This is a genomic window from Ruegeria sp. CH2, assembly GCF_056537065.1.
Genome location: NZ_JBQFQV010000002.1, coordinates 263,806 through 290,259 on the forward strand (window position 1 = coordinate 263,806; position 26,454 = coordinate 290,259).

General features: G+C 59.7%; 34 protein-coding genes. 19 read left to right on the forward strand and 15 right to left on the reverse strand.

Features of this window, described 5'->3' with window-relative positions; translation table 11 throughout:
• Positions 1 to 26 precede the first annotated feature (26 nt).
• From ACR0M9_RS05905 to ACR0M9_RS05925, 5 genes are read right to left on the reverse strand one after another with little or no spacing between them, the layout of a single operon-like run.
• Positions 27 to 2,174, reverse strand: a complete 2,148-nt coding sequence (locus ACR0M9_RS05905; RefSeq protein ID WP_480773084.1) for a hypothetical protein — start codon at positions 2,172 to 2,174, stop codon at positions 27 to 29.
• Positions 2,171 to 3,040 carry a flagellar motor stator protein MotA gene (motA, locus tag ACR0M9_RS05910; protein WP_480484555.1) on the reverse strand — a complete coding sequence of 290 codons (870 nt, stop codon included), beginning with the start codon at positions 3,038 to 3,040 and terminating at the stop codon, positions 2,171 to 2,173. The genes ACR0M9_RS05905 and motA overlap by 4 nt, the downstream gene beginning before the upstream one ends.
• 47 nt (positions 3,041 to 3,087) lie before the next feature.
• The gene (locus ACR0M9_RS05915) at positions 3,088 to 3,672 is read right to left on the reverse strand and encodes a MotE family protein (protein WP_480484556.1); all 585 of its coding nucleotides are present in this window, start codon (positions 3,670 to 3,672) and stop codon (positions 3,088 to 3,090) included.
• Positions 3,669 to 4,151 carry a hypothetical protein gene (locus tag ACR0M9_RS05920; RefSeq protein WP_480773085.1) on the reverse strand — a complete coding sequence of 161 codons (483 nt, stop codon included), beginning with the start codon at positions 4,149 to 4,151 and terminating at the stop codon, positions 3,669 to 3,671. Before ACR0M9_RS05920 ends, ACR0M9_RS05915 begins: the two co-directional genes overlap by 4 nt.
• Positions 4,152 to 4,160: 9 nt before the next feature.
• On the reverse strand, positions 4,161 to 4,658 hold the full coding sequence (locus ACR0M9_RS05925) for a flagellar basal body-associated FliL family protein (RefSeq protein WP_480773086.1): 498 nt from the start codon (positions 4,656 to 4,658) through the stop codon (positions 4,161 to 4,163).
• A gap of 118 nt (positions 4,659 to 4,776) precedes the next feature.
• Between ACR0M9_RS05925 and fliF the strand changes: the two genes are divergently transcribed.
• From fliF to fliP, 4 genes are read left to right on the forward strand one after another with little or no spacing between them, the layout of a single operon-like run.
• Positions 4,777 to 6,360 carry a flagellar basal-body MS-ring/collar protein FliF gene (gene fliF / locus ACR0M9_RS05930; protein ID WP_480773087.1) on the forward strand — a complete coding sequence of 528 codons (1,584 nt, stop codon included), beginning with the start codon at positions 4,777 to 4,779 and terminating at the stop codon, positions 6,358 to 6,360.
• Entirely contained in the window at positions 6,360 to 6,956 is a 597-nt protein-coding gene (locus ACR0M9_RS05935; protein WP_480518033.1) for a FliH/SctL family protein, read from the forward strand. Before fliF ends, ACR0M9_RS05935 begins: the two co-directional genes overlap by 1 nt.
• Positions 6,949 to 7,236 carry a FliM/FliN family flagellar motor C-terminal domain-containing protein gene (locus ACR0M9_RS05940; RefSeq protein WP_267364617.1) on the forward strand — a complete coding sequence of 96 codons (288 nt, stop codon included), beginning with the start codon at positions 6,949 to 6,951 and terminating at the stop codon, positions 7,234 to 7,236. Before ACR0M9_RS05935 ends, ACR0M9_RS05940 begins: the two co-directional genes overlap by 8 nt.
• Complete coding sequence (fliP, locus tag ACR0M9_RS05945; protein ID WP_480474301.1) at positions 7,236 to 7,967, forward strand: flagellar type III secretion system pore protein FliP; 732 nt, start codon at positions 7,236 to 7,238, stop codon at positions 7,965 to 7,967. Before ACR0M9_RS05940 ends, fliP begins: the two co-directional genes overlap by 1 nt.
• Before the next feature lie 102 nt (positions 7,968 to 8,069).
• On the opposite strand, the gene ACR0M9_RS05950 is transcribed toward fliP, so the two are convergent.
• Entirely contained in the window at positions 8,070 to 8,669 is a 600-nt protein-coding gene (locus ACR0M9_RS05950; RefSeq protein ID WP_480554371.1) for an MlaC/ttg2D family ABC transporter substrate-binding protein, read from the reverse strand.
• Positions 8,659 to 9,429 carry an MlaA family lipoprotein gene (locus tag ACR0M9_RS05955; protein WP_480476848.1) on the reverse strand — a complete coding sequence of 257 codons (771 nt, stop codon included), beginning with the start codon at positions 9,427 to 9,429 and terminating at the stop codon, positions 8,659 to 8,661. Before ACR0M9_RS05955 ends, ACR0M9_RS05950 begins: the two co-directional genes overlap by 11 nt.
• 350 nt (positions 9,430 to 9,779) lie before the next feature.
• Here ACR0M9_RS05955 and ACR0M9_RS05960 point away from each other — a divergent pair, with 350 nt between their 5' ends.
• The 4 genes from ACR0M9_RS05960 to ACR0M9_RS05975 are packed head-to-tail and all read left to right on the forward strand — an operon-like array spanning position 9,780 to position 12,522.
• A complete protein-coding gene (locus ACR0M9_RS05960; protein WP_480474299.1) occupies positions 9,780 to 10,235 on the forward strand; it encodes a RidA family protein in 456 nt (151 codons plus the stop codon).
• Entirely contained in the window at positions 10,232 to 10,999 is a 768-nt protein-coding gene (locus ACR0M9_RS05965) for a glycerophosphodiester phosphodiesterase family protein (RefSeq protein WP_480773088.1), read from the forward strand. Before ACR0M9_RS05960 ends, ACR0M9_RS05965 begins: the two co-directional genes overlap by 4 nt.
• Before the next feature lie 45 nt (positions 11,000 to 11,044).
• The gene (locus tag ACR0M9_RS05970; RefSeq protein ID WP_480773089.1) at positions 11,045 to 12,232 is read left to right on the forward strand and encodes a GNAT family N-acetyltransferase; all 1,188 of its coding nucleotides are present in this window, start codon (positions 11,045 to 11,047) and stop codon (positions 12,230 to 12,232) included.
• Positions 12,229 to 12,522, forward strand: coding sequence for a 4a-hydroxytetrahydrobiopterin dehydratase (locus ACR0M9_RS05975; RefSeq protein WP_209505128.1), 294 nt, complete (start codon positions 12,229 to 12,231; stop codon positions 12,520 to 12,522). Before ACR0M9_RS05970 ends, ACR0M9_RS05975 begins: the two co-directional genes overlap by 4 nt.
• On the opposite strand, the gene ACR0M9_RS05980 is transcribed toward ACR0M9_RS05975, so the two are convergent.
• The 4 genes from ACR0M9_RS05980 to ACR0M9_RS05995 all read right to left on the reverse strand — a co-directional run bounded on the left by ACR0M9_RS05980 (position 12,519) and on the right by ACR0M9_RS05995 (position 14,038).
• Positions 12,519 to 12,830, reverse strand: coding sequence for a hypothetical protein (locus ACR0M9_RS05980; RefSeq protein WP_480538291.1), 312 nt, complete (start codon positions 12,828 to 12,830; stop codon positions 12,519 to 12,521). The genes ACR0M9_RS05975 and ACR0M9_RS05980 overlap by 4 nt on opposite strands.
• A 15-nt stretch (positions 12,831 to 12,845) precedes the next feature.
• A complete protein-coding gene (locus ACR0M9_RS05985) occupies positions 12,846 to 13,193 on the reverse strand; it encodes an EF-hand domain-containing protein (protein WP_267364627.1) in 348 nt (115 codons plus the stop codon).
• 10 nt (positions 13,194 to 13,203) lie between these two features.
• Positions 13,204 to 13,449, reverse strand: coding sequence for a glycine zipper 2TM domain-containing protein (locus ACR0M9_RS05990; RefSeq protein WP_480773090.1), 246 nt, complete (start codon positions 13,447 to 13,449; stop codon positions 13,204 to 13,206).
• Positions 13,450 to 13,552: 103 nt separating this feature from the next.
• Positions 13,553 to 14,038: a peroxiredoxin gene (locus ACR0M9_RS05995; protein WP_209598443.1), complete on the reverse strand. Its 486-nt coding sequence runs from the start codon at positions 14,036 to 14,038 to the stop codon at positions 13,553 to 13,555.
• Between the two features lie 99 nt (positions 14,039 to 14,137).
• Between ACR0M9_RS05995 and ACR0M9_RS06000 the strand changes: the two genes are divergently transcribed.
• The 4 genes from ACR0M9_RS06000 to ACR0M9_RS06015 are packed head-to-tail and all read left to right on the forward strand — an operon-like array spanning position 14,138 to position 16,739.
• A complete protein-coding gene (locus ACR0M9_RS06000; protein WP_480773091.1) occupies positions 14,138 to 15,349 on the forward strand; it encodes an NAD(P)/FAD-dependent oxidoreductase in 1,212 nt (403 codons plus the stop codon).
• Entirely contained in the window at positions 15,346 to 15,906 is a 561-nt protein-coding gene (gene rsmD / locus ACR0M9_RS06005) for a 16S rRNA (guanine(966)-N(2))-methyltransferase RsmD (protein WP_480773092.1), read from the forward strand. The genes ACR0M9_RS06000 and rsmD overlap by 4 nt, the downstream gene beginning before the upstream one ends.
• Positions 15,899 to 16,534 carry an HAD family hydrolase gene (locus ACR0M9_RS06010; protein WP_480773115.1) on the forward strand — a complete coding sequence of 212 codons (636 nt, stop codon included), beginning with the start codon at positions 15,899 to 15,901 and terminating at the stop codon, positions 16,532 to 16,534. The genes rsmD and ACR0M9_RS06010 overlap by 8 nt, the downstream gene beginning before the upstream one ends.
• Positions 16,535 to 16,559: 25 nt before the next feature.
• Positions 16,560 to 16,739, forward strand: coding sequence for a hypothetical protein (locus tag ACR0M9_RS06015; protein WP_267364635.1), 180 nt, complete (start codon positions 16,560 to 16,562; stop codon positions 16,737 to 16,739).
• Here the strand turns inward: ACR0M9_RS06015 and map are convergent.
• Positions 16,727 to 17,539 carry a type I methionyl aminopeptidase gene (gene map / locus ACR0M9_RS06020; RefSeq protein ID WP_480773093.1) on the reverse strand — a complete coding sequence of 271 codons (813 nt, stop codon included), beginning with the start codon at positions 17,537 to 17,539 and terminating at the stop codon, positions 16,727 to 16,729. The genes ACR0M9_RS06015 and map overlap by 13 nt on opposite strands.
• A 274-nt stretch (positions 17,540 to 17,813) precedes the next feature.
• On the opposite strand from map, the gene ACR0M9_RS06025 reads away from it, so the two are divergent.
• Positions 17,814 to 18,731 (forward strand): homocysteine S-methyltransferase family protein, encoded by a 918-nt coding sequence (locus ACR0M9_RS06025; protein ID WP_480773094.1) that lies wholly within the window; start codon positions 17,814 to 17,816, stop codon positions 18,729 to 18,731.
• Positions 18,732 to 18,786: 55 nt separating this feature from the next.
• Here ACR0M9_RS06025 and sfsA read toward each other — a convergent pair whose 3' ends face one another.
• Positions 18,787 to 19,518: a DNA/RNA nuclease SfsA gene (gene sfsA / locus ACR0M9_RS06030; RefSeq protein ID WP_480773095.1), complete on the reverse strand. Its 732-nt coding sequence runs from the start codon at positions 19,516 to 19,518 to the stop codon at positions 18,787 to 18,789.
• Between the two features lie 50 nt (positions 19,519 to 19,568).
• Here sfsA and ACR0M9_RS06035 point away from each other — a divergent pair, with 50 nt between their 5' ends.
• The 4 genes from ACR0M9_RS06035 to ACR0M9_RS06050 are packed head-to-tail and all read left to right on the forward strand — an operon-like array spanning position 19,569 to position 22,485.
• Positions 19,569 to 20,291, forward strand: a complete 723-nt coding sequence (locus tag ACR0M9_RS06035; RefSeq protein WP_480773096.1) for a competence/damage-inducible protein A — start codon at positions 19,569 to 19,571, stop codon at positions 20,289 to 20,291.
• Complete coding sequence (locus tag ACR0M9_RS06040; protein WP_480484573.1) at positions 20,288 to 20,998, forward strand: GNAT family N-acetyltransferase; 711 nt, start codon at positions 20,288 to 20,290, stop codon at positions 20,996 to 20,998. Before ACR0M9_RS06035 ends, ACR0M9_RS06040 begins: the two co-directional genes overlap by 4 nt.
• A gap of 15 nt (positions 20,999 to 21,013) precedes the next feature.
• A complete protein-coding gene (locus ACR0M9_RS06045) occupies positions 21,014 to 21,586 on the forward strand; it encodes a peroxidase-related enzyme (protein ID WP_267365930.1) in 573 nt (190 codons plus the stop codon).
• Entirely contained in the window at positions 21,583 to 22,485 is a 903-nt protein-coding gene (locus ACR0M9_RS06050) for an OmpA family protein (RefSeq protein WP_480487058.1), read from the forward strand. Before ACR0M9_RS06045 ends, ACR0M9_RS06050 begins: the two co-directional genes overlap by 4 nt.
• On the opposite strand, the gene ACR0M9_RS06055 is transcribed toward ACR0M9_RS06050, so the two are convergent.
• On the reverse strand, positions 22,478 to 23,440 hold the full coding sequence (locus ACR0M9_RS06055) for a sodium-dependent bicarbonate transport family permease (RefSeq protein ID WP_480506523.1): 963 nt from the start codon (positions 23,438 to 23,440) through the stop codon (positions 22,478 to 22,480). The two genes, ACR0M9_RS06050 and ACR0M9_RS06055, sit on opposite strands and share 8 nt — an antisense overlap.
• A 98-nt stretch (positions 23,441 to 23,538) precedes the next feature.
• On the opposite strand from ACR0M9_RS06055, the gene ACR0M9_RS06060 reads away from it, so the two are divergent.
• Positions 23,539 to 24,456: a LysR family transcriptional regulator gene (locus ACR0M9_RS06060; RefSeq protein ID WP_480484577.1), complete on the forward strand. Its 918-nt coding sequence runs from the start codon at positions 23,539 to 23,541 to the stop codon at positions 24,454 to 24,456.
• 52 nt (positions 24,457 to 24,508) lie between these two features.
• On the opposite strand, the gene ACR0M9_RS06065 is transcribed toward ACR0M9_RS06060, so the two are convergent.
• Entirely contained in the window at positions 24,509 to 25,414 is a 906-nt protein-coding gene (locus ACR0M9_RS06065; protein ID WP_209505110.1) for a LysR family transcriptional regulator, read from the reverse strand.
• A 424-nt stretch (positions 25,415 to 25,838) separates the two neighbouring features.
• On the opposite strand from ACR0M9_RS06065, the gene ACR0M9_RS06070 reads away from it, so the two are divergent.
• Entirely contained in the window at positions 25,839 to 26,447 is a 609-nt protein-coding gene (locus ACR0M9_RS06070) for a LysE family translocator (RefSeq protein WP_480484578.1), read from the forward strand.
• The last annotated feature ends 7 nt before the right edge of the window (positions 26,448 to 26,454 follow it).

The window sequence follows — 26,454 nt, forward strand, 5'->3', positions numbered from 1 at the left end:
CAACTGGACCGGTTGGCTGGGAAACCTCACTCCACCCTGACCGTGTTCAGCATTTCGACGATCCTCTGCCGCGTTGCCAGACTGTCCTCCAGCAGGCTTCCCGCATCCGCCAACGGCTTGCCTGACACGCGAACCGGCGGGGCCAAAAGGGCCTCGGAGGTTTGGTTGAGGCTTGCGTACTTTCCGTCAGAGGGCCCAATCCTTTCCTCCGGTAACCCGGCCAGCCATAGGTATCGGTTTGCTTCTTCCTGTTGCCCGCGGTTCTGCATGAGTTCGGCCACCGCCGCATAGTCCTGCACCTTGTCCAACGCCTGCGCCTGCAGGACGAGCGCCTCGTCCGAGGTATCATTGGCCAGCTCAAGCATGGCCTGTTGCGGGCGGTCCGACAACAACGCCGCACGGGCGCGCAGACGGGCACGCTCTGACCGCCGGGCCTGATCTTCAGGCCTGTTTGCCAGCGCAACGGCCTGATCGGCAAAGCCAAGCACGGCCAGGCGTTCGGCCAGTGCAATCGCGGTATCCGTGGATAGCACCGCCGCCCGGCCCGACTGCTGCACCAATGTGACCTGGCGCAAAAAGGTAAGGTCGTCTGATCGCTCTGCCAGCAATTGCAGGTGACGGTTGAAAGCGCTGTTGCTGTCCGAACCGTCTGGCAAAGACTGGATCACATCGAATGCGCTGTCGAAATCCTGGCTCAGACCCAGGGCAATCGCATGGGTGCGGTTCATCATCGGGCCCAGTTCAGATCGCCGGAACTCGATCGCGTAAGACGCGGCCAGTTCAAGTTCCCTTGAAGACACAGTCTTGCGGTCGGACCACCGCTTTTCCACCAGCCGCGCCAAAGCCAAAGGCGCTTCGCTCTTGGCCACGGCCGAGGTCGTGACCTCGGTCAACAGCGCCTCTTCAAGGGCGCTGTCGCCTTCGGCTTCGGCGACGCCAGCACGGGCCAGCGTGGCGTTCGGGGACGGGTTCTGCTCAATCCGGTCGACCGAACGCATGATCCTTCGCGCGGCCTCCAGTTCCTGCGCGTCTGTCAGGATATCCGAAAGCCGCGTGCCAAGGTGGCGGCGAAGATGCTCTGGCAGCTTTGCAAAGCTGTGTTCGATGGCTTCAAGATGTGCATCAGGTGCCAACTTTCCCTCAGATAGCACGGCCCAAAGTGCGATGTCGCTGTTGCACCGTTGCTGGCCCCTGAATGGATTTGAAACCTGTGCTGGCCGCTCATCCACCAGCCGTGCAATCCCTTTAACACGGTCAATCTCATCCGATGGGGGGGTCAATAACTGCAAAACCTTCAGCGCCTCGGCCCCAAAGCCGTTATAGGCATAGAGCTTTGCCAATTTCAGCGCGCTTTCCGCGTCAAGACGGTCGAACTCTTTGTACAGGGCGGTGCGCAGGACGGACACCTGCTCTGGAAACGGGCGCGTCCCGGACCATGTCGTGAAGCCCAGTTCAGCCGTTGAGATACAAACCGGGTTGTTATCGATCTGCTGCAAACCAGAGTTCAGAATTTCCTGCAGATCATCCAGAACCGAGGTCACGCGTATGTTCGACGTCAATCCGGGTAACGGTGTCACGGCCTCGGACGAGGCAGAACGGCGCGGTCCGACAGGTGCCAGATTCAGGTCCAGCAGCTCACGGTCCGCCCCTTGCACCAGACGGGTCGACAACTGATCCCTGATCCCGTGCGTCTTCCCGGTCAGAAGCGGCAGGTCCAGCTGGGAAAGAAGCTTGTGTTCCGCGGGAGAAGCTTTCGGCGCTGCCGGTTTTTTTCGAGTCGGCGGAGGGATTTCCGCAAGCAAGGGGGGCAGGGCTATTGCTGGCGCAATGTCCAGAACGATCATCGAGTTTCGAAACAGGAACGCCGACGCCGTGCAGTCGCACCCGAATTCCAGCTCAAGCGCGCCACCGGGTTGCGCTTGCGACAGCGCGGCCAGCCGATCTGATGTCAACCGCCCGAACACCGAACCCGTCCGAAATGTGACACCCTTCAGGTCAATTGCCAGCTTGGCGCCGTTCTTGCGTTGGCTCAGAACCCAGCCCGTATCCGGTGGAACGGTGAAAACCAGCCGGGTGTAGCCGTCATGTTCACCGGACCGCACAGTCACCTCTTCAGAGGTTGCGGCCGTTGCAAGTGTGATCAATGCTGCAACCAGTATCGCGGTTTGCCTCATGCCGCGGCCCGTTTGAGCTCTTTCAACGCATCCTCAAGCTCAGAGAAATCAGGGCGGTTATGCGTTGGTGTGTTCTGGCGTCCGACCTCAATGCACATAGCAGCATTGTGGTTGTGCAAGTTTGCAACCAAAACTTCCTTGATCAACTGATAGAAGTGGTTGTCTTCCTCGACAACGGATTTCAGCTTGGCCGCAAAGGGACCAACCAGACCGTAGGCCAGAAAGACACCCAGAAACGTACCCACAAGGGCGCCGCCGATCAGTTTTCCCAGAACTTCCGGTGGCTGATCAATGGACCCCATTGTCTTGATTACCCCCAGAACGGCGGCGACAATTCCAAGCGCGGGCAGGCCGTCGGCCACGGTTTGCAAGGCGTGGCTCGAATGCAGGGCATGGTGGAAATTCGCTTCCATCCGTTTCTCAAGAACCTCTTCGACCTGATGCGGATCGTCGTAATTCATCGCCGCGGACCGCATCGTGTCGCAAATCAGATCAACCGCTTCCTTGTCGGCCTGAATTCTGGGGTAGGACGAAAACAGGTCCGAGCTGCCGGGGTCTTCGATATGCTGTTCCACCTCTACCGGATTGGCGCGGGCAATGCGGATGAGGGAAAACAGCAGGCACAACAGGTCGCGGTAATCCTCGGGCTTCCATTTCGGGCCTTTAAAGACCTTCCCCATGTCCTTGATCGTGTGTTTCACGCCGCCGATGTCGTTGCTGATCAAAAAGGCACCAACCGCGGCACCACCGATCATCATCATCTCAAACGGAAGCGACTTTAGAATGATGGTCATCTTGCCGCCAGCGGCCAGATAGCCGCCGAAGACCATCACGAAAATGACGACAATTCCAACTATTCCAATCATCTGAGATCTCCGGCTATGTGTGTTGCAACTGCGGGGAACACGGGCGACTATTCCTGAGGGGCCGAGGCGTTTCGGCCCGCCATGACAACGCTGATCGTATAGGCCGCTTCGGGGCTGAGCCCCGCCAGAACCCCGGCTGCCGCATCCGGTGACATGCGTGACAGAAACCCGGCGGCAAAGGTCGGGTCCATGGTTTCGAACAGCGCAGCCGCGTCTTTCGGCTTCATGTTCTGATAGACATCGGTCAGGCGCGTCAGGTCGTTTTCCGCCGCCCTGTCCGCCAGCGCCAGAGTGGTGCGCAACGACTCCTCGGCCTCCTCAAGCGCGGCCATGCGCATCTCGATAGCCTGACCCGCGATTTCCAGAGCGTTTTCCCGCTCGCGCAGCATGTCTTCCTTTTGTTTGACACGCTCTTCCCGGCGCAAAAGCTCTGTCAGCAAAACCTGCATGTCACGGGTGTCGGACGGGACGGGTTCATCGTGTTCCGCCTCAGGTTTGGCTGGTTTGGCAAAGGCGGGTCCGGCTTCCAGTCCGATGCGGATAGCGGCCGAGCCGATCATCAGCAATGAGATCACGGCAAGCACCCCTCCGCGGGGCCGCGCGTTGGGAGTGTTGATCCGCGGGCGGCTCATGCCTGCGCCTCGCCTTGCTTGCGGTCATGCCGGAAGAACATCAGCCCCTCAGGTGCGCGTGCCTGTTCTTGGGGCGCAGCGGCTTCGCTGGCCTGCGGCTCGGGTTTGCTTTCGTGCTTCACGCTCTCCGGAACTTCGGTGATGGTACTTGTCTCTGAAACCTCTGCCTCGGGTTGGGGATCAGCGTCTTTTTCGGGCACGACGTCGTGCATTGACGCCATCATGAGTTCCAGCCGCTGTGCCACCGTTTCGGCGCGCCCCGTCAGCGCCTTAAGCTGGTCGCCTGACTGATCAGAGGCGTTGCGCGCATCATCCAGTGATTTCCGCAACTCTTCCGCCTGGGTCGACAGCACCGCCACCGCGCCGCCGACGCCTTTTTCAAGATCGGCAAAACGCTTGAGACGGCGCGACAGCACAAAACAATACAGACCCGCACCCATGGCGCCGGCGACCAGCAAAATATCCGCAATCAGCTCCAATTTCGCCTCCTAGTTCAGAACAAATTCCATCACCAGCACGTCGCGCACGCGACCTTCGCCAACGACAATCTCGATGCGGCGTAGCAGGTGGCCCCGGATGCGCATCAACGCCAGTGAATCCTCAAGATCCATTAATTCGACGGCCCGCAGATACCCGTTCAGGACATCCATGATTCGCGGTCGCATTTTTTCCACGTCAGTTATGTACGGGGCGTTAACCTCAAGCTGTGCGTGAAACTTCAGATGCCGCGCGCCGCCGGAATTCACCGAAACGATCACCGGCGGCAAATCGAGAAAGGCAACATCCGCCAATGCCTTGGCCGGTTCTTCCTTTTCCAAGTCATGGCTTTCCGCCTTCTCGGCCTTGTTCCCCAGCGGCAGCAGCCCGGACGAGGTCAGGAAATACCCACCGGCGGCACCGGCGATGGCCAGAATCACCCCGACGATCATTCCTTTTTTCCCCTTCTTTTCCGGGGCTTCCGCCTGTTCAGCCGTTGCGTCGGTCATGACGTCCTCATTCCTGTGATCTGTCCTGTCATAACCTCGCAGGGACTAACCGATTGTTAAGGGCAATCGTCCAAACAGAGGATGCGCCGGGCAGAATGTCGGCGAGTCGGAGGTGAGCGTGCAGCAGATCGGAACTGTCTGGGCAAGTTTGGACAGGCGTAAACAAATCGTCGTTGCCGGTGCGGTTGTACTGGTGTTTCTCGGGATCCTCGGAATGTCGCGCCTTGCGACAGCGCCTTCGATGACCCTGCTTTACGCGGGTCTGGAAAGCGGGGCCGCCGGGGATATCGTGCGTGCGCTGGATCAGCGTGGCGTGGCCTACGAGATTCGGGGCGGATCAATTTACGTTTCGGGCGCACAGCGGGACGAGCTGCGGATGACTTTGGCCAGCGAAGGTCTGCCTGCCAACGGCACCAAGGGCTACGAACTGCTTGATTCTCTGAACGGTTTCGGCACCACTTCCCAGATGTTTGATGCCGCCTACTGGCGCGCGAAAGAGGGTGAACTGGCGCGTACAATCGTGGGCAGCCCGCATGTCAGCCAGGCCCGCGTTCATATCGCCAATGGCTCTGCCAATCCGTTTCAGCGCAGCGTCGCACCGACGGCTTCGGTCTATCTGGTGCCCTCGGGGGGCGAGATCACCGGCGATCAGGCCAAGGCTATCCGGTTTCTTGTCGCCTCGGCCGTTAGTGGTCTGTCGCCTGAAAGCGTGACTGTGATCGATTCGAACGGGTCCGTGATTGGCGGGCAGGACACCGCCGTGGCCGCCGATACGGCAGATGACAAAGCCCGGCAGTTGCGGGAACGGGTTCTGCGTCTGGTCGAAGCACGCGTTGGTACGGGGAATGCCGTTGTCGAGGTCAGCGTCGATACCGAAACCAGGACGGAATCCCTGCGTGAGCGGCGCTTTGACCCCAAGGGCAGGGTGGCGATCAGTACAGATGTCGAGGAACGCTCCGACAGCGCGCGCAACCAGTCAGCCGATGTCACCGTGGCCTCAAACCTGCCCGACGGCGATGGCGCGGGGGGGGACGAATCGAATTCGACCGCGACCCAGACACGTGAGAGGGTGAATTACGAGGTTTCCGAAACCGAGCTGGAGGTGCACACCGCCCCCGGTGCGATCAAACGCCTGACGGTTGCCGTTCTGGTCAACGGAACGCGGGCGGTGGATGCCTCGGGCGCTGAATCCTTCACGCCGCTGCCGCAAACAGAACTCGACGCACTTGAGGAACTGGTGGCCTCGGCTGTGGGATTTGACGCCGCGCGCGGGGACGTCATCACGCTGAAATCATTGGATTTACCAGTGGTCACGCCGCAAGGCACGCTGGTTTCCTCTTCGCTTTGGCAAAACATCCATCTGGACGCCATGTCACTGATTCAGATGGCAGCGCTGGCGCTGGTGTCACTGGTGCTGGCGTTGTTCGTGATCCGTCCAATCCTGATGAAACCCGCGATGGTCCCGGCGCTGTTGCCGGCCGCGGAGGGAGGGGCACCGGCCCCGTCGGTCCTGACCGGTGAAATCGCGGCGGACGGAACGGCAGAGTTCACGCCGCTGCCCCAACAAGGGGCCGTTCCCGTGCTTGGGGTCAGTGCCATCGGGGATCCGGTTGATCGGTTGCGCGCAATGATCGGCGACAAGCAGGAAGAAACGGTCGAGATCCTGCGCAGCTGGCTTGAAGAAGGTGAGGAGCGCGTGTGATGTCCATCGCTCATCTGCTTGAGGATTTCACCACTCGGACCAGCGCCGAAGCCGTTCTTTACCTGGACGAGGAAACGCTGGAGGAACAACGCCTTGCCGCGTTCGAAAACGGGTACGGCGCCGGTTGGGAAGACGCCGCGCAGGCGCAGGAACAGAACCGCGACCGCGTTTCGGCCGAACTGGCGGGATCGCTCGAGGATATGTCCTTCACCTATCACGAGGCGCTTACCCGGATGACATTGTCTCTGGAACCGATGTTCGAAAGCCTGGTTCAGACCGTATTGCCTGACATGGTCGAACGCGGGTTGGCCGCCCGGATCGTCGAACAGCTTTGCGAAATGGCGCGCACGGAAATCGAACAACCGATGCAGATCATGGTGCCGGAAGGGTGCGCGCAAGCGGTGCAATCCCTGCTGCCGCAGACCCTGCACTCCGCACCGCGCGTCATCGAAGACCCTGGCCTGGCCCCCGGACAGGCGCGATTGCAGGTCGGCACAAGCCGGCGCGAGATTGATTGCGCGACCCTGCTGTCCACCATTGCACAGGCATTTGACGCATACGTCTTTGAGGCAAGAAAGGCTTTGTCCAATGAATGACACCCAGTTCCCGAAAACCGAAAAACCCAATCCCTTCGAAACTGTTCCGATTGAAGTGACCGTTTCGGTAGGTCGCGCCCGCCCGTTGATCCGGGATTTGCTGAACATGGGTGAAAACGCGGTTCTGACTCTGGACAAGCGGATCGAAGACCCGGTCGACCTGTATGTCGGGGATCAGCTGGTGGCGCGCGGGGTGCTTGAGGAGATGGAGGGCGATCAGGCGGGGCAGCTGGCCGTGCGCCTGACCGAGATTGCGGATCTGCAAAACGGAATCGGCTGATGCGCTATGTGATCTGGCTGGGTCTGGCTGTAGTGGTGTCCCTGCCGTCGATGGCGGCGGCTCAGGATGTGACCCTGTCGCTGGGCGAAGGCGGTTCGATCTCGGCCCGCACCATCCAGCTGATCCTGTTGATCACGGTGCTCAGCGTTGCTCCGGGTCTGGCGATCATGATCACCTGTTTCCCGTTTCTGATCACCGTGCTGTCGATCCTGCGGCAGGGTGTTGGCCTTCAGCAATCACCGCCGAATATGCTTTTGGTCAGTCTTGCGCTGTTTCTGACTTATTTCATCATGGACCCTGTGTTCACCGAGGCCTGGACCGCGGGAATACGCCCGATGATGGAAGAAACCATGGCGGTCGAGCCCGCGCTGGAACGCGCGTTAGAGCCGTTTCGCACCTTCATGGCGAACCGGCTGGATTCAGATACGTTTTATGCAATGGCGGCCCTGCGCCCCGGCGGTGACGCGATCGAGCTGTCAGCTCAGGCCCCGTTATCGGTGTTGATGCCCTCTTTCATGCTGTCCGAGATCGCGCGCGCCTTTCAGATCGGGTTCCTGATCTTCCTGCCCTTTCTGATCATTGATCTTGTGGTTGCAGCGGTATTGATGTCGATGGGCATGATGATGGTGCCACCTGCCATCGTGTCTTTGCCGTTCAAGCTGGCGTTTTTCGTAATCGCTGACGGGTGGGCTTTGATCGCAGGCGCGTTGGTTCGCAGCTACATGCCGTAAATCTGTCAGGCACGCGCATCACGAGAAAGGGTCAGGCAGACCCGACCCTCTTGAACTTCCAAAAACACGAGCTGTCCGGCACACTTTTGTGCCGGAAACGGCTTAACCCGTCTTTTTCAGGTCCGAGATCAGTTGATTCAGATTGCCTTTGCGGGCGTCCAGCATCGCGCCGATTTCGGTTCGCTCGGTCAGCAACAGATTCACGCCTTCGATGAACATGTTGTAGAACTTGTCCCGACCTGATTTGTCGGAAACAAGGAACGTTACGTCGAACGGGGCTGATCCGCGCAGCTTGACCAACGTGCGAACCTCGTACCCGGCTTTGATCTTGCGGGCATTGCGAACATCGACCTCACCGCCGATAAATTCACGAAAACGGCGACCGTATTTACGCGAGATATAGCCCTGAAATGCAGCGGTGAACTGTTTCAGCTGGGTCGGGCTGGCTGTGCGGGCGTCCGCACCCAACGCATAGCGCGCCATGATCGGCACATCAGCATATTGAACAAAGATCTTTTCGAAATCGCGCAGCATCGCTTTTTCGGATTTACCCGACTCGATCACCCGGTTGATGTCGGAAACCACGTTGGTCACAAGCGCCTTGGCGGCGGCCTCGGTCTGGGCAAAGGCAGGTACGGGCAGCACTGCCAGCGCAAGCCCGGCTGCGATAAAATGGCGACGGTTCAACGCGTTATTCAGCATAGGGGTCCTCATAGGGGTCAAGATAGGGGTCCCTGACCGGGTCCGTCCCGGTTTCGGCATAGGGGTCAGAATACAAGTCCAGATAGGCGTCTTCGTCATCTCTTGCCAGTTCGAAGCGGCGGTTTTGCAGATAGATCAGGCGAGCCTGCGCATAGCTGTCGGCACTTTCGTAAAGAATGGAATCGACAGTATCCGAGAACCGACCCCGATCCCCCATGCGCCGCACAATTTCGGCGTAGACGCCAAGATTGTCGGCGGGGCGGGTCGGGCTGAAATTGATCGGATTCGAGAACAGGTTGACCACAACCCCGATCGCATCCCTTTGGGTCGACGGGCCATAGAACGGTAGCTCGACATAAGCGCCTTCGCCAACCCCCCAGACATGCAAGGTCTCACCGAAATCAGTGTCAACGGGTGGCAGGTTCAGCTCATCAGCGGGCGAGGACAAGCCAAAGCCGCCGACGGTCATGTTGATCACAAAGCGCAGCAGAGCATTGCCCATCTGTTTTGGATTGCCCTGAAGCAGGTAGTCAACTGCCTGACCGGGCAGCGAGATGTTTTCGGCAAAAGTGCTGAAACTGGTGACCATCGGGTCAGGAACGATTTTGACATACCCTTTCGAGGCCGGACGGAACAGGAACCGGTCAACACCCAGATTGAACTTGTGAATTCCCCGGTTCGCATTTTCGTACGGATCAAACACGTCGCTGCGCAAGGCACCCTCTGGCGGCGTTGTTGCGCAAGCGGACACAAGGGCCATGACCGACAGTAAAACAAGGTGTTTCAGGCGAAATCTGCTCGACACGATCTTTGTTTCTCCTAAATGGCCCGGCACATGCGCCCGCCGGACATTCAATCAATAATCCACCAAAATCCACGTGCCGGGGTGGCACAAGTTGCAGTCACATAGTCGTTTCAGGTCTTAAATGAAACACCTTGCGTGTAACCTGTTCATCACGGTGGGGTAAAGTGACCGTCGATCAACAGTGAGTTTTCAGTAAAGATACGCTCAGATCGCAGGAAGGCCGAAATTTGCCGGTTTCCGTCTTTCCCAATCCGTGCTTCCCGGTTAGCGTCCCGCTGAGTTGAAATTAGGGAAGGACCCTCGCAATGAGCATCGCTGCAAAACTGGAAAGCCTCGGTGTAACGCTGGAAGACGCGCCCGCGCCTGCGGCCAACTATGTGCCTTTTGTGCGTGTCGGCAACATCCTTTATGTATCTGGCCAGATCTCGAAGACTGATAAGCTGATCACCGGAAAACTGGGCGATGACTTGGATGTCGAAGCCGGGGCTGCGGCGGCGCGTGTCTGCGCGATCAACCTGCTGGCACAGGTCAAGGCGGCTTGCGGCGGCGATATCGAAAAGCTGGTCCGCGTGATCAAGCTGACCGGATTCGTGAACTCGACCGCTGAATTCACGGCACAGCCGCAGGTGATCAACGGCGCGTCCGATTTTCTGGTCGAGGTGCTGGGCGATGCCGGTCGCCATTCGCGTTCCGCCGTCAGCGCGGCGTCGCTTCCGCTGGGTGTCGCGGTCGAGATCGAAGGCATTTTCGAAATCGAATGACGCCGCCCCTACCAGATGTGTTTTTGCAGGCCCCGATTGCGCATCGGGCGCTGCACGACATTACCAAGAACCGCCCGGAAAACAGCCGGGCGGCCATTCGTGCCGCGATTGAAGCTGGCTACGGGATCGAGATCGATCTTCAACTGACATCGGACGACCAGGCAATGGTCTTTCACGATTATGACATGACCCGTCTGACCGGGCAGTCGGGCCCCATTCAGCAGGTCACGGCACTGGCCGCCTCTGGCACGCCGCTTCTGCATGGGGATGACGGCATTCCGACACTGGATGATGTGCTGGAAATTGTCGCGGGCCGGGTGCCGTTGCTGATCGAATTAAAGGATCAGGACGGGGCGATGGGCACGAAGGTGGGCGCGCTTGAACGCGACACCGTACGCGCGTTGCAGGGCTACAAAGGCCCGGTGGCCCTGATGTCCTTCAATCCCAACTCGGTCGCTGAACTGGCGCGGCTGGCCCCGCATCTGCCGCGCGGGATCACGACCTGCGCGTATGAGCCCAGTGTCGAGCTTTTGCCGCAAAGCGTCTGCGATCACTTGCGCGATATCCCGGATTTCGACCGTGTCGGCGCCAGTTTCATCAGCCACGAAGCCGCAGACCTGTCGCGCCCCCGCGTGGCGGAACTCAAGGCGCGGGGCGTGCCGATCCTGTGTTGGACAATCCGGTCGCCCGAACAGGAGGCAGAAGCCCGCAAGGTTGCCGACAATGTGACCTTCGAAGGCTTTTTGGCTGCGCATTCGACTTGAACCCCCTCCGTGCGGTCACAGATAAAAGACAGGCGCGGAGGACATATGGATCAGGCACAGATCGAGGTTCAGGTACTGGGCGCTCTGTCGCAGATTGCAGCGGCAGAGTGGGATGCCTGCGCCTGCCCCGAAGCTGCCGATGGCGGGCGGCCGCTTGATCCCTTTACCACACATCGCTTTTTGCTGGCGCTGGAAGACAGCGGCTCGGTAGGGCGTGGCACCGGCTGGCAGCCGCAATACCTGACGGCCTATCATGACGGGATGCTGATCGCGGCGGCCTCGATGTATGCCAAGTCGCACAGCCAGGGCGAATACATCTTCGATCACAGCTGGGCCCATGCCTATGAAAGCGCGGGCGGGCGGTATTACCCCAAACTGCAAATCGCGGTGCCGTTCACCCCGGCAACCGGGCGGCGGTTTCTGGTGCGTCCGGGCTATGAACGGATCGGTATGTCGGCGCTGGTTCAGGGGGCGGTGCAGCTTGCAGCTGACAACCGGGTCTCGTCCCTTCACGCGACCTTCTGTACCGAAGACGAAGCCCTTGCTGGCGAACAGATGGGCCTGATGCTGCGCCGATCGCAGCAGTTTCACTGGCTGAACGATAACTATGCGGATTTCGACGACTTCCTGAGCGCGCTGTCGTCGCGCAAGCGCAAAACTATCCGGAAAGAACGCGCGCAGGCCTGTGGTTTTGGCGGTGAGATCCGCACTCTGACCGGTGACCAGCTGCGCCCCGAACACTGGGACGCGTTCTGGCGGTTCTACCAGGACACCGGATCGCGCAAATGGGGCTCACCCTACCTGACGCGGAAGTTCTTTGATATTGCACAGGACACAATGGCAGATGACATGGCCCTTGTGATGGCAGAACGGAATGGCTTTCCCATTGCGGGTGCGTTGAACTTTATCGGCCGGGAAACCCTTTTTGGGCGCTATTGGGGCTGCATCGAACATCATCCCTGCCTGCATTTCGAACTGTGCTATTATAGGGCAATCGACTTTGCCATTGCTCACGGTCTGGCCCGGGTCGAGGCAGGCGCACAGGGCGAACATAAGCTGGCGCGAGGGTACCTGCCAACACGCACGCATAGCTTGCATTGGGTCGGCGATCCGGGTTTTGCTGATGCGGTCAAGAAATATCTGGACGCCGAAGGCCACGCAGTGGAAGAAGAGATCGAGATTCTGACGGATTACGGCCCGTTCAGGAAATCGAACCCGGAGGAACAGCAATGACCGAACTCTTGTCGACCGAAACCCGTGGCCCGCTGCTGGATCCGCTGTTCAAAAACGGTTGGACCATGGTTGAAGGCCGCGATGCGATCACCAAGACTTTCATTTTCGACAATTTTGTCCATGCCTTCGGCTGGATGACACAGGTGGCAATCTGGGCCGAGAAGTGGAACCATCACCCCGAATGGTTCAATGTCTACCGCACGGTCGAGGTTGTCTTGTCGACCCATGATGTGGGCGGCCTGTCCTCGCTGGATGCCAAACTGGCCCGCAAGATGGACAGTCTGTGCTAGCGGTCGTTGCGGCCTGACCCTTCACCGCCAGCCAGCGATGCGGCAGTGCCCATCTGCCGGAACTCGGCAGGCGTGACAGTGCCGTCGCTGACGTCAATCGCCCTTGGAATACCCGTGGTCTTGTTTCCGATCTGGCGCACACTGCGCGCGGCCGGGTTGATATCCAGACACTTGGTTTCATAGCAGGTCAGGCCAGACAGGTTGATCTGAATGCGGGCCTGTCCGTCCGGGCCTGTCACCAACGGGGCCTGCGGCACGTCACAGGCCGCAACCAGCGCCAGCGCTGTCAAACCGAGCCATTTGTTCATCTCATGCTCCTGCCATTAATCAAGCTGACCATTCCCGTCCTGATCGGCAGACAGGAAATCCTCACCCATCTGGGTGTCAAATTCAGGTCTTGAGATTACGTTGTCGCCGTTTCGGTCAGCGTTGCGGAACAGTTTGATGTCCATGAACGGTTTGGCCTCGGCCTGACCCAGAGTGCCGTTCCTGTCTTCGTCCATCGTTTGAAAGGCGTAATCCGAGAAAGCATCGAACTCGTCTTTGGACAGGAACCCGTCATTGTTGGCGTCGATGGCCCTCAACTCGTTTTCGTGCAGCTCAGCCACGCTTTCGGCGTGACCCGAACCGGCCAAAGCCACCATGAATATCACCAGGCTTAACTGTTTCATATCGACCTCCTCAGCACGCGAATCTCTGACCTTCGATGCCGCCGGCGGCAGCGCCCGCCGCGGTCAGGATCGTCTTGCCCGATCCGCCACCAAACTGGTTGCCGATGGCGCCCCCGATCAGCGCCCCGCCCAACGTTCCGCCCAGACAGGCGATTTCGTGCTGGCGTGCGGCTTGCTGTTGCGGGGTTGGGGCCGGTCCGCAGGCCGCCAAAAGGGCCGCGCCGGACAGTAATAGGAAGAACGCGTTAAGTTTCATGAAAAAACTCCCCGTATGAATACGCCAAGTATTCGCGCTCTGGGGCGGTGCTTCAAGTTAAATTGGCGGCGAAAGGCCCCGGTCGGACCGGGGCCGATCAAAATCAGATCACATCCAGCAGGCCTTCTCCGGCGGAAATTTCGCAGGCGCCGGGGTTTTCTTCCATATTCAGCACCGTGACTTTGCCATCCTCGACCAGCATTGCATATCGCTTGGATCGCGCAAAAAGCCCCACGGGCGGCGCGTCGAAATCCATGCCGATGGCCTTGGTGAACTCTGCCGCCGCGTCCGATACCATGGTCAGCCCTGCCTCGGTCGCGCCCGTGGATTGCCCCCACGCCTGCATCACAAACGGATCATTGACCGAAAGGCACAGGATCTCGTCCACGCCCTTGGCGTCAAACTGTTTCTTTGTACGGATGAAACTGGGCACATGGGCGGTCGTGCAGGTGCCGGTATAGGCCCCCGGCACGGCAAAGATCACCACTTTGCGGCCTTTGGTCTTGTCTGAAATCCGCACCTCTTCCGGCCCGTTCGCACCCATCTGGATCAGCGTTGCTTCGGGCAGGGTATCTCCTGTTGAAATCATTATTCAGCTCCTGTCGTTTGGATTTGCAGAATTGGGCTTAGCCGCAATATAGGTGGTCTGAACACGGTGACCACTTGAAAACTGCGGGGTAGGCAAAGCATGAGCCATATTGTCGTGATCGGCGCGGGGCAGGCAGGCGCGTCTTTGGTGGCCCGTCTGCGTAAGGACGGGTTTGAGGGTGAAATCACTCTGATCGGGGCCGAGCCGCATCTGCCTTATCAGCGCCCGCCCCTGTCCAAAGCCTATCTGCTGGGCGAGATGGAGCTTGAGCGTCTGTTCCTGCGGCCTGAAAGTTTTTATACGGAAAACAACATCACCCTGCGTCTGGGTCAGCGCGTCACCGGTATCGACCCCAAGGCCAAAACGGTCACGCTGGGGGATGAGGTTATCTCTTACGACGAACTGGCGCTGACCACCGGATCGGACCCGCGCCGCCTGCCTGCCGCGATTGGTGGCGATCTGGACGGTGTGCATGTGGTGCGCGATCTGGCCCATATCGACGAGATGGAGCCCAAAGTGACCGAAGGCGCCCGCGCGCTGATCGTGGGCGGCGGGTATATCGGGCTCGAAGCTGCCGCTGTCTGCGCCAAGCGCGGCGTCAAGGTCACTCTGATTGAAATGGCCGACCGTATCCTGCAACGGGTCGCAGCGCCCGAGACCAGCGATTATTTCCGCGCGTTGCACAGTGCATACGGCGCTGACATCCGCGAGGGTGTCGGGCTGGATCGTCTGATCGGCGAAAACGGCAAGGTCACCGGCGCGGTTCTGACCGACGGCACAAAGTTGGACGTTGATTTTGTAGTGGTTGGCGTCGGCATTGCACCCGCGACCCAGCTGGCCGAGATGGCCGGGCTGGAACTGGATAACGGCATCAGGACCGACGCCCATGGCCGCACGTCCGACCCGTCGATCTGGGCGGCTGGCGATTGCGCCTCTTTTCCGCATGGCGAAGGCCGCATCCGTCTGGAAAGCGTCCCCAACGCCATTGATCAGGCCGAGATCGTGGCCCAGAACATGCTGGGCGCGGCCAAGGATTATGTGGCAACCCCGTGGTTCTGGTCGGATCAATACGACGTCAAGCTTCAGATCGCGGGCCTGAACACCGGATATGACCGCGTGGTGACGCGGCAGGGCGAAGGGCAGACCGTATCCTTCTGGTATTACAACGGTGACAAGCTGATTGCGGTCGACGCGATGAACGATCCGCGCGCCTATATGGTTGGCAAGCGCCTGATCGAGATGGGAAAAACGGCAGACCCGGCCGTCGTGGCTGACCCGGATGCAGACCTTAAACCGCTGCTCAAGGCATGAGGATCATCGCCGGAGAGTTCCGCGGTCGCGCCCTGACCCCCATCGGCAAGGGCGATGCGGGCGCACATCTGCGCCCGACCACCGACCGGGTGCGCGAAAGCCTGTTCAACGTGCTGGTCCATCAGATCGATTTCGACGGCCTGCGCGTGTTGGACCTGTTTGCTGGCACCGGGGCGCTCGGGCTCGAAGCACTGTCACGCGGCGCGGCGCATGTCACCTTCGTCGATGACGGGCGCGTGGCGCAGGGTTTGATCCGCAAGAATATCGACCTGACCCGCAGTGCCGGGCGCACCGACCTGATCCGCCGGGATGCAACCCGGTTGGGCGAAAATCCGGGCGCACCCTACGATCTGATCTTTCTGGACCCGCCCTATGGCAAGGCCATGGGTCAGAAAGCCATTGCCGCGCTGTCCAATGGCTGGATCGCGGATGATGCGCTGCTGGTTTGGGAAGAAAACTCACGGATGCAGGCTCCGGCCGGGTTCACGTTGCACGAAAGCCGCAAATATGGCGACACGTATATTTCATTGATGCGGAACGGTGATCAAAGTGCATGATCTGGTCATTTTCGATTGCGATGGCGTTCTGGTCGACAGCGAGGTGATCTCGAACCAGGTGCTGGCGGACAATCTGGCGGGCTATGGCCTGCACCTGACCTTGCCCGAATGCATGTCCCTGTTTGTGGGCGGAACCATGGTCGGGGTGCGCGACAAGGCGCGTGGAATGGGCGCTGATCTGCCCGAAGACTGGATTGATCAGGTCTATGCCGAAACCTACGACCGCCTGCGCGCCGGTGTGCCTTTGGTGCCGGGTGTCGAGGACCTGCTTGCGGCGCTGGATCAGCGGGGCATCCCCTGTTGCGTGGCCTCAAACGGCAGCCCGGACAAGATGCAGATCACGCTGGGCCAGAATGGGCTTTGGGACCGGTTCAAAGATGTGATGTTCTCGGCCCATGTGCTTGGCACCGGCAAGCCTGATCCAAAGATGTTCCAACTGGCGGCCGAGAATTTTGGCGCACAGGCCCCGGTGGTCATCGAAGACAGCCACAATGGCGTTACAGCCGCAATCCGGGCCAATATGCGCTGTCTGGCCTACGCGCCGCATGGCGGTGGTGACAGGCTGGCCGATCTTGGGGCCGAGGTGATCACGGATATGTCACAGGCGCACCCGCTGTTGGGACTCTGACCCCCAACTGTGCTAGGGTGCAGCCATGGATCATGCTCTGACACCCTTTGTCTGGACAGTCTCCCGCGACGCCGAGGTCATGGCGAAACCTGACCCCAAGCCCCTGCGCGCGCCGGTGTTCATCCACGATGCGGTTACCCCTTGGGGGGCTGAGACGATGCTGCTGAAACTCCTGCGCGAACAGGCCGCCGATCAGGACGAATAGGTCGGGTGAAATTTGCCGCCCGGTGACAGGGTAAAGATATCGACCCCATCCGCCGTTACGCCCACCGAATGCTCGAACTGTGCCGACAGCGACTTGTCGCGGGTCACGGCGGTCCAGTCATCGGCCAGTGTCTTGGTTTCGGGGCGGCCCAGATTGACCATCGGCTCGATGGTAAAGAACATGCCTTCCTCAAGAACCGCGCCTGTGCCGGGGCGGCCATAATGCAGCACATTCGGCGGCGCGTGGAACACGCGGCCCAGACCGTGCCCGCAAAAGTCGCGAACAACACTCATCCGGTGCGCTTCGACATAGGCCTGAATGGCATGGCCGATATCGCCGAACGTGTTGCCCGGCTTGACCATCTCGATGCCCTTGAACAGTGCGTCATGGGTTACCTGGATCAGACGCTCGGCCTTGCGCGGCAGCTTGCCCGCCACATACATGCGCGAGGTGTCACCGAACCAGCCATCCACGATGACGGTCACATCGATGTTCAGGATATCGCCATCCTTCAGCTTCTTGTCACCGGGAATACCGTGGCAGACCACATGGTTCACACTGATGCAGCTGGCGTGTTCATACCCCTTATAGCCGATCGTGGCCGAGGTCGCGCCCGCATCCTCGACCATCTGCGTGATCAGCCCGTCAAGCGCACCCGTGGTCTGACCGGGAAAGACATGCGCGGCGATATCATCCAATATCCGCGCCGCCAGAGCGCCCGCCGCGTGCATCCCGGCAAAATCACCCTGTTCATAGATGCGGATACCGTCCTTGGTCAGGCGGCCACGATGCTCTTTCATCGACGCAAAGCTCCAATTGTTACGCGCGGCACTTCTTTTACGCTGCTTGTGCAGAAAGTACCAGAGGGCGCAGTGTATCAGGCGGCACATGGGGCAGAACCACGAGAGTTCAAGAACTTGAACTGCAGTTAGGTTTCAAATCCGGTTTGACCCATCGACCATTGCGTTGACGCATAACGGTTTGGTGTTTGTTCAGTTTACACAGCAAATTTCACAGACAGCCTCTGCCCTGTTATTGTTGCGATGAACTCCAACAACTAAGGAGCGCACTGAAGTGCCACGACAGCTCCCGCACGAGACAGACAAGAAGTATTTGGTTTTTGCCGGAACTGGCACGGATCTGATCTTTAACCACGGCATAGATTTGCCGGGATTTGCCTCATTTCCATTGCTAGAGAACCCAGAAACCCGTTCTGTCCTTGCAGGTCAGATGCACGCGCTTGTTCAGTTGGCGGGCGAGATGGAGGTGGGTTGCATACTTGATGCACCGACTTGGATGGCCAATGCTGATCGGGCTGCTCCTCTGGGTTACGATGCCGAACAACTGGATGAAATAAACCGGGATGCTGTCGCGTTAATGGAAGACGTGCGTCAGAGCGCTGGTCGAGATGACGTTTTGGTTTCCGCCTGCGTCGGCCCACGCCACGATCCCTATGCGGACGTTCCGGCCATGTCGATCGATGATGCCCGTCAGTATCACAGTGCGCAGCTTGCCGTTTTGAAACAAACCAGCGTCGACTTGGTGACAGCTTATACGTTCAACAGACCTAGCGAAGCAGCGGGCTGCATTCTGGCTGCGCAGGATTTTGGACTACCGATAGTGATGTCATTGGTAGTTGAAACCGACGGGTGTCTGGCTGATGGAACAAAGCTTGTAGACGCGCTGGATCAAATCGATGTCGCCACGGATGCGGCTGCGCAGTTCTTCATGGTCAATTGTGCCCATCCGACCCACTTTTCCGGTGCGCTAAATCGCCATCCAAGACTAAGAGGCGTTGTCGCAAACGCATCAAGTTGCTCTCATGCGGAACTGGATGAGGCCGAGGAATTGGACGAAGGTGACCCCCATGTGCTTGGGCAAGAGATTGCGGACGTCGTGCATAACAACCCGTCAATTTCAGTGATAGGAGGGTGCTGCGGTACAGATATGAGGCATTTGAAACTCATGGCACAAGCGGTTGCTGCGTCTTAGACGCGCGCCAAACAGTCTCAATCAGTGCTCCTTAGTCAATCGCGCGCATTTTGGGCTACGTCAACAGGCCAGGGTCATGCTGGTTGATTACTGGAAAGGTACTGACGTCAACCCAAACCCCATCCGGCGCAATCCGCGTCCCGCAAATCATCCGCTCTACCCCTTGCGCCTGCGCGACCTCAAACGCCGCCGCATAGGCCGGGTCGATATCCGCGGCCAGCGCGAACCGGTCGCAATCGGTGCGTTGCACCAGGTACAGCATGATCGCCCGGTGCCCCTGCGCCGCCATCTGTGCCAGCTCGCCCAGATGTTTGGTGCCGCGCGCGGTGACGCTGTCGGGGAACTCGGCCAGACCGGGCTGGCGGGACAGCGTCACGCTTTTGACCTCGATATAGGCATCTGGCAGGCCAGGGCCGCTCAGCAGGAAATCGATACGGCTGTTTTGCCCGTATTTCACCTCGGGCCGGACGGTGTCATAGGCGGCCAGCTCGGGGATCTCGCGCGCCGCAAGCGCCGCCCGCAATGCCCGGTTCGGGACGGATGTGTCAACCCCGGTGAAATGCCCGTTTTCGTGATCCACCAGCCGCCAGCCGAATTTCAGCTTTTTCTTCGGGTCGTCATTGGGCTCAAGCCAGATCAACTGGCCCGGTTCAGCCAGCCCCATCATGGATCCCGGATTGGCGCAATGGGCGGTCACTTCGCGCCCGTCATCCAGCCTGCAATCGGCCAGAAAGCGTTTGTAGCGACGGATCAGACGGGCGGGGACAAGAGGGGTTTCAAAACGCATGTCTCACGGCCTATACCTGCCCCTGAAGACGATCAAGAGGAGTCCGCGCCATGGCCAATCCAACCGCAGCAATGCTGGTGATCGGGGACGAAATCCTGTCGGGCCGCACCCGCGATGCAAACATGCATTTTCTGGCGCAGGAACTGGCAAAACACGGCATCGATCTCAAAGAGGTCCGCATCGTCAGCGATGACGCCCCCGCCATCGAAGCGGCAGTCAAAGCGCTGTCTGGCAGCCACGACACCGTCTTTACCAGCGGCGGCATCGGCCCGACTCATGACGATATCACCGCCGATTGCATTGCGCGCGCCTTCGATACCCCGATTGACATTCGCGACGACGCGCGCGCGCTGTTACAGGCGCATTACGACAAATCCGGGCTGGAACTGAACGCTGCCCGCCTGCGCATGGCGCGTATCCCGGATGGCGCGACATTGATCGACAATCCGGTCTCGACGGCGCCGGGTTTCACCCTGAAGAACGTGCATGTGATGGCCGGGGTACCGCTGGTGTTTCAGGCCATGGTCGCCAGCGTCCTGCCCACACTGACCGGTGGCAGCCCCTTGTTGTCGCAAACCCTGCGCGTGGACCGGGGCGAAGGCGATATCGCCGCAAACCTGTCCGCGCTGGCCGAAGATTTCAGCGATCTGTCCATCGGCTGCTATCCGTTTCAGATCAACGGGGCCTTTGGGGCCAACGTGGTGGTACGCGGCACCGATGGCAGTCGGATTGACGCGGCCATGACCCGTCTGGCGAAAGAGCTTGCGCTTTGAGCGGCGATTGGGCGGACATCGTCGACGGCACATGGCCTGCCGCGCGGTATCGCAGGCTGGGGCCGTTTCAGCTGCGCGAAGGGCAGGGAGGTGGCTCGCGTGTTTCTGCGGCCAATGCGCTGGCCCCGGCCAGCGATGCCGATATCGACGCGGCCGAGGCCGCGATGCAGGCCATGGGGCAGAAATCCATCTTCTGCCTGCGCCCGGGGGATGAGGCGCTGGATGCAAAGCTGGCGCAACGGGGATATGACATCCTTGATCCGGTCAACATCTATACGTGCCCCGTCTCTCACCTCACCGATCAGCCGATCCCTCCGGTCATGGTGTTTTCGGTCTGGGAGCCGCTTGAAATCATGCGCGAAATCTGGGCGGCTGGTGGGATCGGGCCCGAACGTCTGGCGGTGATGGAGCGCGCGAAGGGTCCCAAAACCGGTCTGCTGCTGCGCCACAACGACCAACCCAGCGGCGCAGCCTTCGTGGCGATGCATGGCGATGTCGCGATGCTGCATGCGCTTGAAATCCTGCCCGCGCACCGCCGTCAGGGGCTGGGTCAGTGGACCATGCGCGCCGCGGCGATTTGGGCAGGTGACAACGGCGCTCAAACCTTCAGTGTGATCTGCACCAAGGCCAATGAAGGTGCCAATGGTCTCTATTGCGCCCTCGGGATGGAGATCGCCAGTGAATACCATTACCGTCACCTTGTCTGAACAAAAGGGGTCGCCATGACACAGAAAGACATGCCCACCGCGCTGAACCTGCCCATGGTCGATCCGCTGCCGCCGGAAACGCAGAAATATTTTGATATCTGTGTCGAAAAGCTGGGCATGGTGCCGAATGTGCTTAAGGCAAACGCCTTCGATATCGACAAGCTGAACACGTTCACGGCGATGTATAACGATCTGATGCTGGCCAACAGCGGCCTGTCCAAGCTGGAGCGCGAGATGATTGCCGTAGTCGTGTCGTCGATCAACAAGTGCTTCTACTGTCTGGTCGCGCATGGTGCGGCGGTCCGGCAGCTTTCGGGCAACCCGCAACTGGGCGAGATGCTGGTGATGAACTACCGCGTTGCCCCGATCGAGCCCCGGCAGCGCGCAATGCTGGACTTTGCCGCCAAAATGACAACCGCCAGCGCCGAGATCGAAGAGCCCGACCGCCAGAACCTGCGCGACGCAGGCTTTTCCGACCGCGACATCTGGGACATCGCCAATGTTGCCGGGTTCTTCAACATGTCCAACCGGGTGGCCAGTGCCACGGCAATGGTACCCAACCCCGAGTATCACGCGCAGTTTCGATGATCCGATCAGCCGCCCTTATCGCCACGCTGCTGGCGGGGCCGGTTCTGGCGCAGGACCTGACCCTGCCAGCCAGCGCCCGCCAGATCAGCGACCGTACCTCGCCGCTGGACAGCTATGACCTGCCAACGGGGCCTTATGCGAATGGCGCGGTGCCTGCTGACACCCTCGAAGGCCGGGTTGAACGCTACACGTGGCGGCTTCAGGCGGGCTCAAGCACAACCCTTCAGCTTCTGACGCCGCTGCGCGACCAGATCGAGGCGCAGGGCTACAAGATTCTGTTCGAATGTGATGCCCGCGCCTGTGGCGGCTTCGATTTCCGCTTTGGCACCGAGGTCGTTCCGACCCCGGACATGTATGTCGCCATTCAGGATTACCGTTTCCTGTCGGCCACCAAGGGGCCTGTTGCCCTCAGCCTGTTGGTCAGCCGCAACCCCCCGGACGGGTATGTCCAGATGATCCGCGTCACACCCCAGAATGCACCGGACCCTGTTCCGGTCGTGATCGAACAGGCAGTCGAGGGGTCGGGCGGGCTGATTGAGGCGCTGGCAACATCGGGTCACGTGATACTGGACGATCTGCATTTCCCAACCGGTGAGGTTGCGTTGGGCGAAGGGACATACGCCTCTCTGACCCTGCTGGCCGGGTATCTGGCCGAAAACCCCAAGATGCGCCTAGCGCTGGTGGGGCACACCGATGACACCGGCGCGTTGCAGGCCAATATCGCGGTCAGCAAAAGCCGGGCCGAGTCGGTCCGCACCCGTCTGATTGATGCGCATGGTGTGGCCGCCGACCGGATCGAGGCGCAGGGCGTCGGCTATCTGTCCCCGCTCACCTCGAACGCAACCCCCGAAGGGCGCGAGCTGAACCGCCGGGTCGAGGCGGTCTTGCTCGTCAACTGACCCACCACAGGTAGAGCGGCAGTCCGACCGTGATGTTGAACGGAAAGGACACCCCCAGCGACAGGGTCAGATAAATCCCGGCCTCGGCCTTTGGCAGTGCGATTTTCATGGCGGCCGGAACCGCGATATAAGACGCCGAGGCCGACAGCACCATGAATAGGAACAGGCTGCCTTGCGGCAATCCGATCACCGCACCGACGGCCCAGGCCATCAGCGCGCCGATCAGGGGCATCAATACGCCAAAGGCGAACAGGCCAACCGACAGTTTGTCGCGATTGCTGATCAGGCTGCGCCCAGCCGAAAGCCCCATATCCAGCAGGAACAGGCACAGGATGCCAGTGAAAGGCGTTACGATGAAAGGCGCGATCATCTGCATGCCTTCACCCCCGGTTATGGCCCCGATCAGGAACGCCCCGGTCAACAGCACAATCGATCCATTGGCCAGTAGATCACGCCACAGCTTGTCATCCTTGACGCCATTGCCGCCGGTCTTGTGCGCCAGCCACAGCGCCGACAGAATGGCCGGCACCTCCATCGCTGCCGCAACCGCCACCATGAACCCGTCATGGGTCAATCCCACCAGATCCAGCAGGCTGGTGGCGGTGACAAAGGTGACAATCGAAATCGAGCCGTAATGCCCTGCGACCGCCGCTGCATTTAACGCATCCAGCCGTGTCATAACCCTCAGCAGGGCAAAGGCCACGAAGGGGATGGTAAAGGACAGGGCCACGCCGCCCAGCAGGGTCAGGAACAGTTGCAGGTGGATGCCATGCGCGGCAAGGCTGGCACCGCCTTTGAACCCGATGGCCAGCAGCAGGTAAAGCGACATGAACTTGGCCGCGCCCGCCGGGATAGACAAATCGCTGCGCACAAAAGCGGCCAGAAGCCCTAGGGCAAAAAACAATATGGTGGGCACCAGCAGGTTGCTGGACAGCGTCTCGATCACTCCGGGCATACTTGTCTCCTGATCCCTCGTTTCAGGGCTAGGTGCCTTGCAAAATTGATTTCGCCAAATACTATCTTTATAAGTTTAATATAGTTTCAGGCTATGAAATGCGTCCAACCCTGCGCCAATTGGAATACATCGTCACGGTCAGCCGCCTCGGGCGGTTCAGTTTGGCCGCCGAGGTGCTGAATGTCAGTCAACCCAGCCTGTCGGCGCAAATTGCAACCGTAGAACAAGAGCTTGGCGTTCGGATCTTTGACCGCAACCGTGGTGGAATTCAGGTGACCACAAAGGGGGAAGAGTTCATCTCGCGCGCGCAAAAGATCCTTGCCGAGGTCAAGGACCTGCGCCACGCCATGACCAACGATATGCCTGTCGGAGGAAGGTTGCGACTGGGCGTTTTGCCTTCGATCGGGCCGTACCTGCTGCCGCAAGCCATCAAAGAGGTGCACCGCCTGCGCCCCGGATTACGCATTGTCGTGCGCGAGGAAAACACCCGCGATCTGGAACAGGGCCTGAAATCCGGTCGGTTTGACCTGATCCTGTCAACGCCCGAGGATCACCCCAATACCGTTCAGCACCGCTTGTTCAACGAACCCCTCTGGGTTGCGGTGGCCGTTGACGACGTTCTGGCGCAGGACCCACAGGGCGTCAGAGCGGCCGACTTGCAGAACCGGCTGTTCCTGACCCTTGACCAAAGCCACCGCCTGTCGCGCATCGTCTATGCGCTGGCAGCCGAATGCGGTGGCGTGGTTTCGGATGAATATGAAGGCACAACGCTTGATTCCATTGTCTTGATGGCGGCCTCGGGGGTTGGGGTTGCGGTACTGCCGGATCTGTTTGCCCGCAGACAGGGCATTTACCGCGACGAAGTACGGCTGCGCCCGCTGTCCATTCCCAATGCCAATCGCGATATCGCATTGCTGGCGCGCAATGCCGAAACGCCGCCGCCGGGCCAGAACGTATTGATGGAAAGCCTACGCTCTTCCGCGCGATCCATCGGCCTGACGGTGATCGGTTCATAAAAAAAGGCCCGCACTTTGACATGCGGGCCAAAGGTTGGTCTTCAGGGAGAAACTACCAATCCATCGGGCTTTTGTCTTCGAATGCGTCGACCAGAAAATCGATGAAGGCCCGTACTTTGGGTTGTGTGAAGCGGCCGGGCGGATAAACGGCGTAAATGCCCTGTACCTCGTCCGGCAGGGACGGCATGGCATCGACAACCCGCCCCGATTTCAACGCTTCGGCATAAAGATAGCTGGGCAGATACGCGATCCCCAGCCCCGAGATGGCCGCGTTCAGCAGCGACTGGCCGTCATTCACGCTCAGCCAACCCGCGGTGCGCACCTGACGCTTCTCGCCAGACGGTGCGGTCAGTTTCCAGACATTGCCTGACGACTGGCTGGAATAGTGCAGCAACTTGTGTTCGTTCAGATCGTCGATCTTCTGCGGGCGCCCGAACCGTTCGATATAGCTGGGCGCGGCGACCATGCGTTTGACCGTTTCGGTCAGCTTGCGGGCGCGCAACGTGCTGTCTTCCAGCTCACCGATGCGCACGGCCACATCAAATCCTTCGGAAATCAGTTCGACATAGCGGTTGTTCAGCACCATGTTCACGGTGATGTCGGGGTAGACGGCCAGGAAATCGGACAGGACAGGCGACAGGTGATTGACACCGAAATCCGTGGCTACGCTGATGCGCAGCAGTCCGGACGGGGCCGATTGCATCGATGTGACCAGCGAATCCGCTTCACCCGCATCATTCAGAACGCGACGCGCGCGGTCATAATAGGCCAGGCCGATTTCTGTCGGCGACACCCGGCGCGTGGTGCGGTTCAGCAGCCGGGCTCCCAGACGCGCTTCGAGGCTCGAGACGTGTTTGGACACGGCCGATTTGGAGATGCCCATCTTCTTGGCCGCATCGGTGAAGCCACCCTGGTCCACCACGTTGGCGAAGGCTTCCATTTCGGTCAGTCGGTCCATTCTCGTTCCCCAGATCTTGATTTCCAACCCGACTATCGCTCTGAATCTGGGCGGAATCGGGGCATACATGGGATAATATCAGGGATTTGAATCGGATCGTTTGCGTATGAGAAACGCAGAAACAGTGGTTTCCAAACCGGCCCCGACGCCTGCGATACTGCGTTTTCCACGCAATCATACGTTTCTGTTCATCTTAGAATGGCATTTTTGTGACGACAGAGGGGGTCAGGAAATCCGGTTTCATCGTCGTTGCCCTGTCCCGGTGTTTTGGCCGGGGACACGGTACCCCGAAAACCCTTTTCAAAGCGAAGTTTCACCACCCCGCCCAGCGGCGACACCGGGCCGCAACCCCTGTTCCCGGACCGATCGCTATTTACATCTTCGCGGATGTTCGCGACCCTGCGCGCATTTGCAGGGGGTTTGAATGTCACTGGAATTCTTCATCACATCCATGATCGTCGTGCTGCTGCCAGGCACCGGTGTCATCTACACACTGGCCGTTGGCCTTGGCCGCGGTTTCCGGGCCAGCGTTGCCGCCGCGGTCGGATGCACAGTGGGAATCGTTCCCGCTGCCGTGGCCAGTATCGTCGGGCTTGCCGCATTGCTGCACACCAGTGCCGTGGCGTTTCAGCTCGTGAAATACCTTGGTGTCATTTACCTTTTCTACATGGCGTGGGGCATCCTCAGGAGTGGCGGCGCCTTGGATGTCACCGCCGACAAGACCGCGAAAAGCAGTTTCAAGATTGCCATCACGGGAACGCTCATCAACGTGCTGAACCCTAAGCTGTCGCTGTTCTTTCTGGCGTTTCTGCCGCAGTTCCTGCCAGCCGACACGGCGAACGCAGGGGGTGCGCTGATCCAGCTGGCCCTGGCCTTTATGGCCATGACCTTTGTTGTCTTCGTCGGATACGGGGGCTGCGCAGCACTGGCCCGCGACTATGTGATCCGCCGTCCAACGGTGATGAAGTGGATCAGGCGGAGTTTTGCAACGGCCTTTGGCGCACTGGGTGCAAAACTCGCGCTGTCCGACTAGGAAACGC